The 15,318-nt window shown below is 60.7% G+C and carries 9 protein-coding genes; 1 reads left to right on the top strand and 8 read right to left on the bottom strand.

What is annotated here, in order from left to right:
* Nucleotides 1–206 precede the first annotated feature (206 nt).
* From MTP16_RS13650 to MTP16_RS13625, 6 genes are all read right to left on the bottom strand, one after another.
* Nucleotides 207–3,023 carry a glycoside hydrolase family 2 protein gene (locus MTP16_RS13650; protein WP_243510041.1) on the bottom strand — a complete coding sequence of 939 codons (2,817 nt, stop codon included), beginning with the start codon at nt 3,021–3,023 and terminating at the stop codon, nt 207–209.
* 171 nt (nt 3,024–3,194) lie between these two features.
* Complete coding sequence (locus MTP16_RS13645; protein ID WP_243510038.1) at nt 3,195–5,045, bottom strand: exo-alpha-sialidase; 1,851 nt, start codon at nt 5,043–5,045, stop codon at nt 3,195–3,197.
* Between the two features lie 107 nt (nt 5,046–5,152).
* Nucleotides 5,153–6,118, bottom strand: coding sequence for a glycoside hydrolase family 43 protein (locus MTP16_RS13640; RefSeq protein WP_243510035.1), 966 nt, complete (start codon nt 6,116–6,118; stop codon nt 5,153–5,155).
* Nucleotides 6,119–6,124: 6 nt separating this feature from the next.
* Nucleotides 6,125–7,516: a glycoside hydrolase family 140 protein gene (locus MTP16_RS13635; protein WP_243510032.1), complete on the bottom strand. Its 1,392-nt coding sequence runs from the start codon at nt 7,514–7,516 to the stop codon at nt 6,125–6,127.
* Nucleotides 7,517–7,597: 81 nt separating this feature from the next.
* Entirely contained in the window at nt 7,598–9,259 is a 1,662-nt protein-coding gene (locus MTP16_RS13630) for a pectate lyase family protein (protein ID WP_243510029.1), read from the bottom strand.
* Between the two features lie 163 nt (nt 9,260–9,422).
* Entirely contained in the window at nt 9,423–11,087 is a 1,665-nt protein-coding gene (locus tag MTP16_RS13625; RefSeq protein WP_243510027.1) for a fucose isomerase, read from the bottom strand.
* 558 nt (nt 11,088–11,645) lie between these two features.
* Between MTP16_RS13625 and MTP16_RS13620 the strand changes: the two genes are divergently transcribed.
* Complete coding sequence (locus MTP16_RS13620; RefSeq protein ID WP_243509996.1) at nt 11,646–12,542, top strand: AraC family transcriptional regulator; 897 nt, start codon at nt 11,646–11,648, stop codon at nt 12,540–12,542.
* Nucleotides 12,543–12,652: 110 nt separating this feature from the next.
* Here the strand turns inward: MTP16_RS13620 and MTP16_RS13615 are convergent, their stop codons facing one another.
* On the bottom strand, nt 12,653–13,585 hold the full coding sequence (locus MTP16_RS13615) for a dihydrodipicolinate synthase family protein (RefSeq protein WP_243509992.1): 933 nt from the start codon (nt 13,583–13,585) through the stop codon (nt 12,653–12,655).
* Nucleotides 13,586–13,634: 49 nt separating this feature from the next.
* Nucleotides 13,635–15,233 (bottom strand): sodium:solute symporter, encoded by a 1,599-nt coding sequence (locus tag MTP16_RS13610; RefSeq protein ID WP_243509989.1) that lies wholly within the window; start codon nt 15,231–15,233, stop codon nt 13,635–13,637.
* Nucleotides 15,234–15,318: the final 85 nt, after the last annotated feature.

Genomic DNA, 15,318 nt, shown 5'->3' with positions numbered 1-15,318 from the left:
CGCTGGTATGTGGGGTTGTAGGTTGCATAGCAGGTAAACTTTGGGGGAGGTGAATTTCCTTGTGCCCAATTAACGAAGCTACGAAAAAGGCAGTCATGCTGAGCGCAGCCGAAGCATCTCTATTGAACGATACCTCAGCGGTTCGGTAGAGATGCTCAGCTGCGCTCAGCATGACCACCTAGGAAGCTTCTAAAGCGAATTCCCTACTACTTCTTCCCCACCGCCTTTTGCGCGGGTGCTCCATCTCCCGAGAAATCGAAGTACAGCGTGATTTCCTTGGCGTAGGACGGGTCTTTGCTGTAGTCGTAGTACATGTTGGTTTTGCCCATGGGGCCCATGTTTTCGGCTTTTTGCGATTTGGTGCCGATGGGCGTGATGCCGTGCATGAACGAGAGGTTGCCGCTGGGGAAGGCAGGAGCTGTGTTGTAGGGCTTGGCGGCGAAGCGAGGCGTGAAGAGGCGTAGGTACACGTCTTCCTGGTCGCATACGATGGTGAGGGGCTGGCCGGTGGTTTGGAGCGTGAGCCAGTAGAAGTTGGAGTAGTAGCCCTTGAACTCGGGGTAGAGCGGGCTCTTAGTGCCGTCGGGCTCGCCGGTGCTGGTGTTGTTGTAGGCCTTGGTCCACACGCCTAGGTTGGTGCCTTTCATCCGGTCTTTCCAGACGCGGTAGGGGCCGTCGCCGCGCCACTGGATGCCGCGCACCTCCTTTTCGGGGTAGTTGAAGCTGAGGCCGGCCAGGGCAAAATCGTAGTCTTTGGGGAAGTATTTGGCCGTCATGCGGACCCAGCCCGAGGGGTATACCGTCCATTGCAGCGACTGGTAGCGGCTAGCCTTGCCGAAGGTGGCATCGATGACCACGTTGGCGCCGTCCTGGTGCTGCTTGAGGCCTTCGAAGGCAGTTTCGCCCTCGGCCAGCACGGGTCCGTTGGTGAGCGGGATGAGGCCTTTGGCATTGCGCACCTGGCGCAGCAGGCCGGTTTTGCGGCTGAAGGTTAGCGTGACGCCGTGGGCGTTGGCGGTGTAGAGCGAATCGGTTTCGGTGAGGGTGACCGAGCCGGAGCCAGTGGTGATAGCCAGCTTTTGGGCCACCTGCGCGGGGCGGGCAATGGGCCAGCTCCAGGTGTAGATTTCGCGGCCGGTAGGGTCGGTGGCCGTGATGTAGAGCACGTCGGCCTGCGCCCAATCGGCGGGCAGCGCCAGTTTGAGGGGGCCATACTCGGTGGGCGCGATGCTGGGCACCGCAATGGTGCCGGTGCGGACGGCGGGCGCGGCGGTGCCGCCGGGCGTGGGCAGCTGGGCTAGCTTCCAGATGAAGCGGCAGGCGCTGAGGTTGGTGTAGGTGAAGCGGTTTTGAATGCGGAAGGTGCCGTCGAAGGCAGGCGTGATTTCGCGACGCTCGAAGAACACGGGGCTCCATACTTCCTTGATGGTGAAGTAGCTGCCCTCCTTCTCGCGGTAGGGCCCCAGGATGCCGTCGGGGCCGTGGTCGCCGTCGGTGTCGAGGATGCCGCCTTTGTCGGTGCGGACCACGGCGGCGTCGGAAAAGTCCCAGAGGAAACCGCCGGCCGAGAGCGGCTCGCGCCACATCTGTTCCCAGTAGTCTTCGAGGCCCGCGCCGTGGCCGCCGTCGTAGAGGCCGTGCAGAAACTCAGTGGGGAACACGATGTTGTGGCCGTGCAGGTGGGTGCCGTTGCCGTAGTCGTAGTTGATGTAGTGCTGAGTATCGGTGCCGCGGAACACCTGCCAGGCGTGCACCACGGGGCGTTTTTGCAGGTCCATGCGGTCGAGCACGGGGTCGAGGTCGAAGTTGTGGCCGCCCTCGTTGCCGTTTATCCAGCCGATGATGCTGGGGTGGGTTTCGTCCTTCACCACCATTTCCTCGGTGAGCTTGGTGCCGGTGGGCGTGTTGTAGGCGGCATGCCAGCCGGCCACTTCATCGAACACGAAGAGGCCCAACGAGTCGCAGGCTTCCAGAAAATGGTCGTCGGGCGGATAGTGCGACATACGCACGGCGTTCATGTTCATGTCCTTCATCAGGTTCACGTCCATGATGCTCAGCGCCTTGCTGGTGGCGCGCCCCGAACTAGGCCAGAACGAGTGTCGGTTCACGCCCTTAAACTTGATTTTCACGCCGTTGACGTAGTAGCCCTCGCGCTCGCGCAGTTCCACGGTGCGAAAGCCGAAGCGTTGGCTGAGCGTGTGCACAGTCTGACCGCCCTTGCGCAGGGTGAGAGCCAGGCGGTAGCGGTTGGGCGTTTCGGGCGTCCAGAGCTGCGGGTTGGAAACGGTGGTTTGCAAGCGCGTGACTGCACCGCCAGCTGCTACTGCAGCTTTAACCTCTCCTCCTACTTTCTGCCCATCAAGCGAGTACAATTGCCCTACTACTTCATCCGCCTCGCCGCCCGTGTACACGTCGGCTTTAAACGAGCCATCGGCCCGCGCATCCAGCGCGACGCGGCTGATATGACTCACCGGCAGCGCCTCCAGAAACACGGGCCGGAAAATGCCGCCGAAAATCCAGAAGTCGCCGCGCCGCTCGGCGTCGTTCACCGATTCGTTGGCCGAGTGCTTGGCCACGGTGGCTTCGAGCATGTTGGTTTTGCCGTACTTCAGCAGCTTCGAAATGTCGTACTTGAAGCGGTAGTACGAGCCTTGGTGCACGGGGCCAGCCGACTGGCCGTTGATTTTTACCTCGGTATCAGTCATCGAGCCGTCGAACACGATGTTCACGACCTTGCCCTGCCAGCTGGCCGGCACCTTGAACTGGTATTTGTAGAGGCCCTTTTCCTTACCTCGCGCTGTGTCTTTCTGGTGCCCGTAGTTGTACTTGCCGAAACCCTGTAACTCCCAGTTTGATGGTACCGGAATGGTAGTCCACTTGCCCGAGTTGCGGCCAGCGGTGCAGTAGAACTGCCACTTCACGGTTTTGTCGTTGCCCGTGCCGGATAACATCTGGGTTTCGGTGCGCTGCGCGTGCGCCGTGAAGGAAAGCAGCAGAAGTAGCAGTGCGGCGAGCTTGGACACGGGGGAAATCTGGGGTAATCGAAAGGACATGCGGTTCGGGATGTGGAGACGCGACACTTCGCGTCTCAATCGTTGCTGATGTTGCTAGTCGTGTGCTGATTCAGGATGTGCGGCTCCGTCTGTTCAAAGAAGAGACGCGAAGTGTCGCGTCTCTTCGTTCGTGCTGGCCTCTTAATTTCTACCCAGCCCTTTTGCTGCCGGCTCCGGCGCTGACGTCTTCAGTGACTTCAGGTAAAAAACCGCCAGCGGCTCCGACTCGCCGGCTTTGGGCAGGTCGTAGGCTTGGTCTGCGGGGGTGTCGGGCGTGGGGAAGTGGCGGCCCGGGCCGGTGCGCAGCATCACCCGCTCGAAGGCAGCCACCGGGGCGAAGAAGATGAAGGTGCTGGTCTTGCCGTTGGCCGTGATGGTGCAGGTGCGGTTGGGTGCGTCCAAGGTCACTCTCAGGTCGAGCGGCTGGTTGGGCTGGTACTTAGTCACGCCCTTGAAGCGGGCGCCGGCTTTGTAGCTCAGCGTGCCGGTGGAATCGAAAGAAAGCTGCACGGCGGGCTGCCCCTTGGCATCCTGAAACTCGATTTGCAGCAGGCCGTGGTCGTTTTGGCCGGTCACTACTGAGAGTTCGGCCACCAGTTGCTTGCTTTCGGGAATAATGCGCTCGGCTTTGGCGTAGTCGAATTTATCGGAGTCTTTGAGCACAAGGCCCTTCGAGCCATCGGGCAGCTTGCCGATTTCCACCGGCGCTTGCACGAGGCTGTAGGTGTTCCACTGGTCCAGTTCCTGCCCGACGGGCAGCTGCGCGAAAACCTCGTTGGCATGGCTGCTGGCGGTGGCGCGTACGGGCACCGGCACCGAGGCCACCCACAGGTCCTCCTTGTTCACGCTGTAGCTCACCCACAGCTTTTTATCGGGCGGCAGGCCGTCGCCTTCCTGAATGCCGCGCACGTACTGCGGGCCGTACGACTTGTAATTGCCGCCGTAGCGCATGGGCGTGATTTCGCCGTGCACCAGCCACAGGTCGGTATAGTCAAGGCCGTTTTCGCTGGTCGAAATAGCCAGCGGCCAGCGAAATTCCGACGGGTTGTACACCGTGGCGTAGCGGCCATCGGAGGTGCGCTGGCCCCAGATTTTAGCGTTGCTGTTCACGAAATGCGGCGCCCGGATGACTGGGTTGGGCCAGGTTTTGCCGCCGTCGGGACTGATGGTGGTGAGGGCGTGCTTCCATAGGCCTACCACGCGCTGGCCGTTGGGCAAGTGGTAGTAGCTGAAGGCTTTGTAGTCCTTGTGAATGGGAATGAGCGGGTCGTCCTTGTCCTGCTCTTCCACCATCTGCTGCATCATCAGCGGGTTGGCCAGGATTTCCTCGCAGGCGGCTACGAAGCCCTTGTCCTTGCTGGCGGTGTAGAAGGGATAAGTGGATTTCGACTTATCCCAGGTCTTGTTGTTCCGCAGGAAATAAATCGGGCCAAACTTGCCGCCCGGCAGCACCTCGCGCACCACCCGGCCAATGCCTTGCCCGTCGTTCGGGTCGTCTTTGGCGTCGAGGGCCACGCCGTAGTAGCCCAGCGTTAGCAGACGGTTTTTCTTCGAGGTGTAGAAGCCGATGCGCTGGTGCATCACGGCCACCAGGTTTTTAGCCACTTTGCCGGGCTGGTCGGGCTTGGTGAAGCCGTCGGGCACCTGGTAGGGCGGGAATATGACGGTGGGGTTGGTCCAGTTGTAGCCGTCCTTGCTCGTCAGCAGCAGCGTGCGGCCGGGCGGCACGTGCTCGCCTACGGGGTTGCTGAGGTACTGGTAGTAGAACTGCCCTTGCCAATAGGCCAGCATGGGGGCATGGTTGTATGTCCACCCTTCGCCATTGGCGGCACTAGGCTGCTCGCGATTGGCGCGCAGCACCTGCCGGGCATGCGTGCCGATAGCCGGCCGCAGCTGGCCGTGGTGGTAGTCCACGTTGCTGAGCGTGGTGCCGGTGTAGCGGATGGTTTCGGCGGGCGTGGTTTGGGCTTGGGCGAGAACGGGTAGCAGCATCGCCAGCAGCGTAGCGTGGACTCTGCGAGTTCGCGCCCTATTAGAAAGTTCGTTCGGGCGCGGACTCGCAGAGTCCACGCTACATCCTGCCGGCAATTGGGATTTACTCATTGTTTTCCAGTAGCTGATGTGGCACCCGCTCCTCCTGCCGGTGCGGTTTGCAACAAGTTCTTGAGCGTCTTGCGCGGTACCATGAAGATGGTGCCGTGCTTGTGGCCCGCCGGCACGCTCACCTTAGCCGAAACGTCGGTGAAGGTTAGGAAGTCGCTGGTTTTGGCCGCGCCGTATTTCTTCTCGCGATAAGCGTCGTAATAAATAAGCCACTGATTGTGCGGCAGCTTGGCCACGCTCGGGCCTTCGGTGAAGTTGGCCGTGAAGGGCGCCGAAACCTTCGGAAACGGCCCGGTGGCCGTAGGACCGAATGCCACTTTGATATCGCGCTCGGGGCGGGTATTGTCCTTTACCACCAGCACGTAGTCATCCACGCCGCGACGCAACACTTCCGAGTCGATGGCACTGAAGCCGGGGTTGAGGTAGAGTTTGGTGGCTGAGAAGGTCTTGAAATCCTTGGTCGTGGTGTAATAGAGGCGGTGGTTGTTGTCTTCTTCTTCCTGGCCCTTCGGGAAGCGCAGCGGGATGGTGCTGGCCCACACGATGAGGAACTGCTGCGTGGGCGGGTCGAAAAAGATTTCCGGGGCCCACACGTTCACGGTGCTGGGCTCGTGGCTCATCACGTCGATGAAGCGCTGCTCCGACCAGTGTACCAAATCCTTCGAGCTGGCGTAGCCAAACCCCTTGTCGCCCTTCCAGCCGCAGGTCCAAACGAGGTGGTAGGTGCCATCCGGTCCTTGCGCAATGCTGGGGTCACGCATGAGCTTGCTGGGGCCCACCTGCGGCGTCAGAAACGACTTGCCCGCGTCCTGCCACTTGTAGCCGTCGTAGCTGTAGAGGAAGTGCAGCCCATCGGTGGCCGGCTCGCGGAAGGAGGTGAACAGGTACGCCTCTTTGGCGCAGGAGCTCAGCAGCGCGGTGCCGCCGAGTATTAGGAAGGTTTTGGTGAGGGTGTTGACCACGGTACGTTAGCTGATGGAATCCAAAATCAGCACCCAGTCGTTGCCGTCCTTCTGTTCGCCGGGCGGGTTGAATTCCTGGGTGCCTTTATTCGGAAAGGTACCAATGGCCGTGGTTTTGCCATCGCGCGGGCTGTACCAGGAGGCTTTCACTTTCGCGCCGCCAATTTTGCCTAGGTTCACCTTCATATTCCGCCCGTTGTAAGTGTAAACGAAGGCGTAATTCTTGCCCCGCGTGGCAAACTGGCGGTTGTACTTCTCCCCCACTTCGCCGGCAATCAGCGACTGGTCGGGTATCCGCTCGAAGAAGGGGCGCGAGAGCATCAACTGCTTCAGGTACTGCATTTGGGCCGAACCGGGTGCATTAATGGCCGACGACCACAGCTCCGACGAGCCGTAGGCGCTGCCCTTGTCGAAGCTGCTGTGCATTTGCATCACCGAGTTCTGCCCGTAGGTGTAGCCAAAGGCGCCGGCGAACACCGACCAGTAGCCGTAGCGGCGCACGTCGGCATCGGTCCAGCGGGGCTGGGTAATGTCGTGCAGGCCGTGTGGGATGCCTTCATAAGAAGGCTCCCCGTCGAGCGAAGGCTTAGCCGGTTTCAGAGCGTAGTCGGCTTGCTGGTAGCGCCAGTTGTCCTGGCCGTAGTGGTTGGTTTCGTTCTTCGACGTGTCCTGCTCGTAGCGGCGGTGGCCCGACTGGTACATGTTGAAATCCAACCAGCTGGCCTTGTGAAACCAATCCGACGACTGCGTGCGGCCGCGCGGGTGATAGGTTTCCAGATGGTTCGGGTCCACCGCTTTTAGCGTAGCCCCGATGGTGTTCCACACTTTCAGCGAATCAGAGCCGGCAATATCGCCGCCATTCAGCCAGATGATGTTGGGGCGGTTTCGATACCGCTCGGCCAGGAAGGTGGCGTAAGTTTTGGCCTGCTTCTGGTTCACCTTGCCGTTCTTCACATTGGTACCCCACACCGGCACCATGCCCATGTAGAGGCCCTTTTTGGCGGCCAGGTCCACGATGTAGTCGACGTGGTCCCAGTAGTCATATTGGGCGGCGTCGGTGGGCGAGCTGCCGGGCGAGGTGAGCGGCCGGGCCACGTTGGCATGCGTCAGGGCCGAGTCGCCGTACACGTTCGCGCTGGGCACTTGGTGCAGCACCATCACCTGGATCACGTTGAAGCCTTTCCTGCGGCGGTCTTCGAGGTAGGTTTCGGCTTCCTCGCGCTTGAGCTTGTTGAACAGCAGCCAGCCGGTATCACCCAGCCAGAAAAACGGCTTGCCGCTGCCCGTCATCAGGAAGCGGCCGTTGGACGATACTTTGAGCGGGCCAGTGGGCTCGGCCGCCGGGATGAAGGCGGCGAGGGTGAGCAGGGAAAGGAAAAGACGGGCTTTGGAAATCATGCAGGAGAAATGTAGCGTGGACTCTGCGAGTCCGCGCGTTGGGGATTCGTGCGGGCGCGGACTCGCAGAGTCCACGCTACATCATGACTTCACCTTGCTGGCGTTGGGCCGCACATTCTGCAGCGGCACCACGCTGTTGAGGTATTCTTCGATGTTGGCGTAGCCGTCTTTGTCGCGGTCTTGGGTGGCGTCGGCGGCGCTTTTGGGGTTGAGGCCGTGGGCGGTTTCCCACTTGTCGGGCATGCCGTCGTTGTCGGCGTCGGCGTAGGGCGTGCCTTTGTAGTCGGGGTAGCCGCCCACCTGTGCGGGGTCAGTGATGATGCCGTTCTTATAGGAGTCCTCCGGCAAGCGGCGCTTGATGTAAGGACTTTTCGGCGTAGGCTGGGCGTTTTTGGCGTAGCTGATTTTGCCAGTGCGCACGTCTTCCACGATGCGGGCGTCCACGGCGTCGCGCCGGGGCAGGGTGCAGCCCACGTTGGCCAGCACGTACTGGTAAGCCTCCTGGGCGGGCAGCACGGTGTTCATGTTGGGCAATGTGAAAGGCTTATCGGTTCGGATTTCGGCCACGGTTTTCGCTGCGTCGGGCTGGTCCTCCACCTGCACGCCGCCGGCCCAGTTGTCCTGGGTCACTTTGTCGTTGCCGGCCACCACGTTGCCGGCCACGTAAGCCTTGCCGAACAGGTTCTTCGCGTTCTTGTCGCGGCCCGATTCGGGCTTCAGAATGCGGTAGCTGATGGGCTGGTCGGCCGGGGTGATGGGGCCGGGCTTGTAGTAGTTGTTCACGAAGTTGTACTCCGAGTGGTTGTCGCCGCCGTCGGCTGAGCGGTTCCACCAGTTGAACACCACGTTGTTGGCAAAATTGAAGTCGCCGTACATGCCCACCGAGGGGTTGCGGGCAATGTTGTTGGCCCAGAGGTTGCGGGTAAACAGGCTGTTCAAACCGCCAATAGTGCTGCCGAAGGCGTGGTTGTAGGTGTCCAAGCCCTCCGAGAAAATGGAGTTCTGAATGGTCACGTTCACCGTGGGCAGCTTGTCAGCCTTGCCCGTTTCGGGGTTGTGGTACACGTGGCGGTAGATGGACATGTTCTCGTCCAGTCCCCACGAGGCCGACACGTGGTCGATGATGATGTTGCCCACCGGGTTGCCGCCCAGACCGTCGTCGCGGCGAGCCACCTCGGTGGCGCCGCGCCGGAAGCGCAGGTAGCGGACCACCACGTCGTGGGTGTTAATCCAAATCGACTCACCCGCCACGCAGATGCCGTCGCCGGGCGCCGTCTGGCCCGCAATAGTGACGTAAGGGGCCCGGATGATAATGGGGGTTTGCAGGCGAATGATGCCGGCCACGTTGAACACGATGATGCGCGCGCCGCCCTGCTCCAGGGCCTCGCGCAGGGTGCCGGTGCCGCGGTCGGCCAAGCTCTTCACCACGTAAACCTTGCCGCCCTGCCCGCCGAAAACGTAGGCTCCCCCACCCTCAGCGCCGGGAAAGGCCAGCCGTTTCGACTGGGGCAAATCCGAAGGCTTGGCAGCCCAGGGCACGTAGGGCTTGCCGGCCTTGGCTTCGGCCTGCATGATGGGCTGGGCCTTCTGCCAAGCTTCGTCGGAGCGTTTTTCTTCTTCGGCCAGGGCGGCATCGGCCTTGGCCTGTACGTCGGGCGGAATGGTGGGGTACTGGGCGCGAGCGGCGGGCGCGGCGCAGGCGGAAGCAAAAAGAACGGCGAGTAAGGCGCGGCGGTGGGACATTTTAAGGAATTGGTATGGGTTTCATTTGACGTCGCTCTGGTGGCTTAACCCCACCCCCAGCCCCTCCCCTCGTGGGGAGGGGGAGCCACGGCGACACAGACGATAATTCTTGTTCATAATCCTTCGGCTCCCCTCCCCACGAGGGGAGGGGCCGGGGGTGGGGTTAAGCCGGTTGCACCGCGTAGGCAACCGCTGCCTCTGCCACTTTTTCCAGCCCTTTCACATCGCCGCAGAAATGCACCTCGATGCCCATCTCGGCCATCGCAGCGGCCTTGATGCGGCAAAGCTGGTGGGCCTTGGCGGCGTAGGGCGCGTACACCACTTGGATGTGGTTGGCCTTGTGGCGGGCCATCATCTGGTCGCGGGTCACGCCGCAGAGCACGGCGTGCATGATGGGCCATTCGGGGGTGGTTTCCTGCCAGCGGCGCTGGGTTTCGGCAGCGGGCAGGGCCACGGCCTCGCCCACGCCCATGTCGCAGTGCAGCTTGCCGTCCATCACGTACACGCGGCTCCACACGATGGAACCGGGGCGGCTCACGCCCTTCACGCTGCCGCCGCCCAGGCGGAAGTACATGGCGGGCTGCCGCTCGCTGCTGGTGCCCGCGTAGCCATCCACGAAGTGAGCCGGCGGCGCGGCGCCCGAAATCAGGAACACCCACACAAACTCGTCGCCGTCGCCGGTGTCGAAGCTTTGGCCCCAGCGCAGGTCGTGCAAGGTGGTTTCGCCGCTCAAACCCAGCTCGTTCCAGAGGCGGTAAGTGAGCAGGGCGTCGAGGCCGGCGCACTCGTCCACTTCGTTGAAGTGCGGCAGGGCCTGGCCGGCGTAAAGCTCCTCGCCGGTGGTGGAGAATACGGGCGGACGGTCGGCGTTATTAAGGAGTCCTTCGGCCAGGTCGCTGGCCACGGTCAGGTCCTTGAGGCCCTGCTGGTACTGAATGCCGATGGTATCGCAGCCAAATTCGTCGGCGATGCGCACGGCGGCGATGTACATCTTGCACTGCTCCAGCGTCTGGTTTTTGGTGAGCTGGGTGGCTTCGTCGGTGCCCCAGTTGAACTTCATGCCGCGGGCCAGCAGCCAGTCGAGCACGGCTTGGGCTTCGGCCTCCGTCACGAGGCGCATGGCCGCGTAGAGGCTGGCCTGGCTCAGGCGCTCTTTGAAAATGCCAGTGGCGTGCAGCAGCTCGTCGGGCACAATGGCGTTGTACATGCCCATGCAGCCCTCGTCAAACACGCCCATGATGGCCTTGTGTTGCTTAAGCTTGCGGCCAAACGTGCGGCCGGTGTGCTCCTCACTAGCGGGCAAGGTCGCGTCGGCGAAGTCCTTCACATGACGCTCGTCCTGCGTGATGTGGCCCTGGGAGAGCCACTGCCGCAGGCCCTGCTCAAAAAATGCATCCGTAAAATCCTCGCTCCAGAGCGTGCTGTAGGTCACGCCGGCTTTGGTGAGGCAGCCGTTCAGGTTGAGCATGCCCACCAGGCCGGGCCACTGCCCGCTCCAGTTGGCCACCGTCAAGATGGGGCCCTGGTGGGTGGTGAGACCGGCCAGCACGTGGTGCGAGTACTGCCACACGCTTTCGGCCACGATGAGCGGCTGCGCGGGGTGAATATGCCGGAACACCTCCAGGCCCATCTTCTGCGAATCGAGGAAGCCGTGCTGCTTCTCGGCGTCGTAGGCGTGGGCGCGTTTCACCGTCCAGCCCTGTTTTTCGAGGGCGGCGGTGAGCTGGGCTTCAATGGCCTGCTGGGCGGGCCAGCAGTTTTGGTTGGCGGCCAGGCGCAAATCGCCGCTGGCAAGCAGGAGTACTTCGTTGGTAGGGAAAGTCGTCACGCGCTGATAGGGTAAAAGTGGCGCCGCCCCCGCTGCACTGGCTCCATTAGGGCCTGATGGACGCGCGGGTGGGCAGAAAAAATCCGGGTTGAGTGGGCAGACAAATTTGCCAGCATATTCCCCGCAAGGCCTCCGGCTTTTTGCCTACTTAGTGTAGGATGTTACCATTGCCTCCACGCCTGCTCATTGGAAGCGCTTCTGTTGCCCGAAGAAAAAAATGGCCACTCTTGCTCATTCAGGGTCATGCTTTTCAGCCTCATCGAGCCCAGAAAGAAGCCTGAGCAGGCAGGTACAGGAGAGTTCGGGTTTTCGAAGGCTATAGTTTAGTGACTACTTACTGACGAATCTTATCATTTCTCAGTCGGTTTCAGGCTTGTTCGAGCTCAGGATAATATCCTAGAGAAGCCAGCCATCCATCGTGCTTTGCCGTCCTACCTAGCTTTCTACCGATTCGTGTTTTGCTCTTCCACACAATCGATTTCGAAACCATAGCGTCGCGCCAGCTCTACCTAACTGGTTGACCTCTTACTCACAATTCCCACCAAATTCTCATCCCTCATGAAAGCCCATTTCCACAAAGTTCCGGTTGCCCCGCAGAGCTCGTTCAGCATTCGCCACGACGTGAAATCGTACTTCGGCACCACCTGGCACTACCACCCCGAGCTGGAGCTGGTGTACACGATTAAAGGCGAAGGCGTGCGTCTGATTGGCGACAACATCAGCAATTTTTCGGACGATGAGATGGTGCTGGTGGGAGCCAACCTGCCGCACGTGTGGCGCTGCAACGAGGAGTATTTCCAGGGCAACCCCGACAAGCAGGTAGAGGCCATCGTGATTCAGTTTTTGCCCGAGTGCCTGGGCCGCTACCTCTTCGGCCTGCCCGAGGCCTACCTTATTCCCAAGCTGTTTGAGAAAGCCAAGAGCGGCCTGCTCATCACCGGCAAGGCCAAGGCCAAGCTGGCGCCCCTCATGCGCCAGGCCGTGCACGCCACCGATTTGGACCGCATCATCATTTTCCTGTCCATCTTGAAAGTGCTGTCTGAAACGTCGGAAACCCAGACTATTGCCTCGGAGCACCACGCCTTCAAGCAGAGCAACGAATCGGACGTGCAGCGCATCAACAAGGTGTGCAACTACACGCTGTCGAACTACAAAAAGGAAATTACGCTCGATGAAATTGCTTCCATCAGCAACCTGAGCGTCACGTCGTTCTGCCGCTATTTCAAGCTCATCACCAAGAAAACCTATTACGACTTCCTCATCGAAATCCGCATCAGCCAGGCCTGCCGGCAGCTGATTGAGGACAAGCTGCCGACGGAGGTGGTCTGCTTCGAATGCGGGTTCAATAACGTGTCTAATTTCTACCGGCACTTCAAGAAAATCACGAAGATGACGCCGTTGGAATACAAGAAGAAATACCTGCACAGCCACAAGGAGCTGGCGCTGGCGGCGTAGGACTGTAGCGTGGACTCTGCGAGTCCGCGCTTGTTCAGGTCGGAAACAAAAAGAACGTCATGCTTTGCTTTCGCTTAGCATGACGTTCTGCTTTTAGACTTGGCAACTCGTTACGCCACCAGCGCAAGCTCCAACTGCCGGCTTAGGACGCTGTAGTCGCCATACAGGGCCTCCACGCCAGCGCGCACGGTGCCGGTGAAGTTGCCCACCTTGCGACGGGTGAAGGTGGAAATGTCCACCCCACGCTGTTTGAGTGAGTATTTGGCTACCGTGGGGTACACGTCGTGCATCACGCCCATGTTCCGGATGAAAAACTCCTGCACCTCGGCTACCTCGCGCTGCAGCAGGGCGTTGTCGTAGTTCTGGCAGAGCCACACGATGAGCTCAGGAAAGAAGTTGCCCTGGATGCAGGAGAGGCCGGCGGCCCCGGCTTTCAGCGACTCCACGGCGTGCACCATGTAAGCATCATAAAGGCCAAACTTATGGCCTTCAGTAGCGGCAAGCTTGGCTTTGATTTGGTTGAGGTCGAGACAGGTGTCTTTGTGGTAAGTGACACGGCCGGTGGCCACGAACTGGCCCAACTGCTCGGCCGTGAGCACGCGCTTGTATGGCTCGGGGCACTCGTAGAAGCCCAGGGGCACGCCGCTGGTCTGGGCCAGCAGGCCGTGAAAACGCTCGTTGAACACGACGTCGGATTCGTCCTGCGCGGCCAGCAGGCCGGTGATGACAATGACGGCTTCGGTGCCGGCTTCGTACACCTGTTTCACAAAATCGGCTTGCTCAGAAAGGGCGCCGGCGAAGGTGCCGGTGGCCACCACGGGCACGGCCCCGCCGGCCACATCCACCACGTGGCGGATGCTTTGCAGGCGCTCCTCGGCGCTCAGTTCAAACATCTCACTGGACAGGCAATTGGCGAACAGACCGGCCGCCCCGGCCTTTAAGTACATCTCCGTGAGGCGAGTAAGGGCCGGGTAGTCGATGCGCCCGTCGTTCTGAAAGGGCGTGAGCATAACGGGGATAAATCCCTTGGATGCGTTTTTCATAAGGATAGGGGCTGGGCGGGTGAGCCGTAGAGTTGTAAAAGTGAGCCGGCTAGTGGACGGACTGGGTTAAGACTTCTTCGGGAACGACGGGCGCGGCGCGGCGCTGGCGAAAGCGCGTGAGCAGCAGGCCCAGCAGGAAAATGGTGAGCGTGCCCACCACGATGACCATACTCTTATGCAGCGGATTGCGCAGGCCAGCCAGGGTTTCGGGCAGCTTGGGCGAAAGCGTGAGCCAAACGATGACCAGCACGCCGATGATGGTGGCGGTGAGGGCTTCGGCGTTGCGGGTCTGGCGGCTGATGATGCCCAGCAGGAACAAGCCCAGCATGCCGGCCGCGAAGATGCCCGAGAGCTCCCACCACACGTCGAGCACACTTTTAACGCCAATCATGGCGATGCCCACGCCCATGCCCAGCAGGCCCACCAGCACGGTGCCGACGTGCAGGCTGCGCATGGTTTGCTTCACGCTGAGTTGGGGCTTGAAGTAGCGCTGGTAGATGTCGACGGTGAAGACGGTGGCCGAGGCGTTCATGCCCGAGCTGATGGTGCTCATGGCGGCCGACAGGATGGCCGACACGATGAGGCCAACGAAGCCGGGCGGGATTTTCGTCACCATAAAATGCGGCATCACCTTGTCGCCGTAGTCGGAGGGCTGCAGGGCAGCGGCGGCCTGGGCAATCTGGCCGGCCGTGGCGGTGAGGGGCAATTTTTCGGCGGCCACTTTCAGCTTCACGGCCTCAATCAGCTCGGGGTGCACCTGGTAGTAGGCAAACAGCGCCGAGCCGATAATGAAGAACAGCAGCGAGGCCGGTACATAAATTAACACGCAGAGCCAGATGGACTTGGCCGCCTGCTTGGCCGAAGTAGCGGTGTGGTAGCGCTGCACGTAGTTCTGGTCGACCCCGAAATTATTGAGATTAATAAAGAAGCCGTAGAGCAATACCACCCAAAAGGTAGACTGGGTAAAATCGGGCGAGAAACCGCCGAGGCTGAACTTGTGCTGCTGCTCGCCGATAGCGACAATCTTGGAGATGCCGCCCGGCATGTTGGTCACAATCAGGTACAGAATCAGCAGCGCGCCGAAGGTCTTGACCATGCCCTGCACCACCTCGGTCCAGATGACGGCTTCGATGCCGCCCAGAACCGTGTAGACGATAATGCAGCTGCCAGTGATGAGCATAATCCACTCCATCGAGAAGCCGGTGAGGGCCTGCAGCGTGAGGGCAATGCCGAAGAAGATGGACCCGATGCGGGCCAGCTGCGTGAGCAGGAAACAAGCCACCGCGTAGGTGCGCGCCCAACTACCGAAACGGTGCTCCAGATGCGTGTAGGCCGATATTTCGCCGGTACTACGGTAGAACGGCACGAAGTAGCGCGTGGCCACCCAGGCCGCCAGCGGCATGGAGATGCTGAAAACAAAGGCGTTCCAGTTGGTGCCGAAAGCTTTGCCAGGCACACCCAGGAAGGTATTGCTACTCAAAAAGGTAGCGTAGATGGACATGCCGATGGCCCAGCCCGGAATCAGGCCGGAGGCGCTGGAATACTGTTCGGCGCTGTCGTTTTTTCGGGCAAACCAGGCGCCCACGGCAATCATGGCCGCCAGATACAGCGCGATGATAACAAGGTCAAGAACTCGCAAATTGCTCATGAGGCCATATTACCAAATTGCCGCGACATTGAGTCGCAAACCGGGCTGCTGGTACTGTCAGCAAATTTACCGGCGTGGCAGGCGG

It is taken from the genome of Hymenobacter monticola, from assembly GCF_022811645.1.
In the GTDB taxonomy this organism is placed as follows: Bacteria; Bacteroidota; Bacteroidia; order Cytophagales; family Hymenobacteraceae; genus Hymenobacter; species Hymenobacter monticola.
This window is presented reverse-complemented; position numbering and strand designations above follow the sequence as displayed.

Excerpts from the sequence above, each read along its gene's own strand:
- MTP16_RS13615 (WP_243509992.1), bottom strand. The coding sequence starts at position 13,585 with ATGAAAAACGCATCCAAGGGATTTATCCCCGTTATGCTCACGCCCTTT.
- MTP16_RS13610 (WP_243509989.1), bottom strand. The coding sequence starts at position 15,233 with ATGAGCAATTTGCGAGTTCTTGACCTTGTTATCATCGCGCTGTATCTG.
- MTP16_RS13635 (WP_243510032.1), bottom strand. The coding sequence starts at position 7,516 with ATGATTTCCAAAGCCCGTCTTTTCCTTTCCCTGCTCACCCTCGCCGCC.
- MTP16_RS13630 (WP_243510029.1), bottom strand. The coding sequence starts at position 9,259 with ATGTCCCACCGCCGCGCCTTACTCGCCGTTCTTTTTGCTTCCGCCTGC.
- MTP16_RS13620 (WP_243509996.1), top strand. The coding sequence starts at position 11,646 with ATGAAAGCCCATTTCCACAAAGTTCCGGTTGCCCCGCAGAGCTCGTTC.
- MTP16_RS13645 (WP_243510038.1), bottom strand. The coding sequence starts at position 5,045 with ATGCTGCTACCCGTTCTCGCCCAAGCCCAAACCACGCCCGCCGAAACC.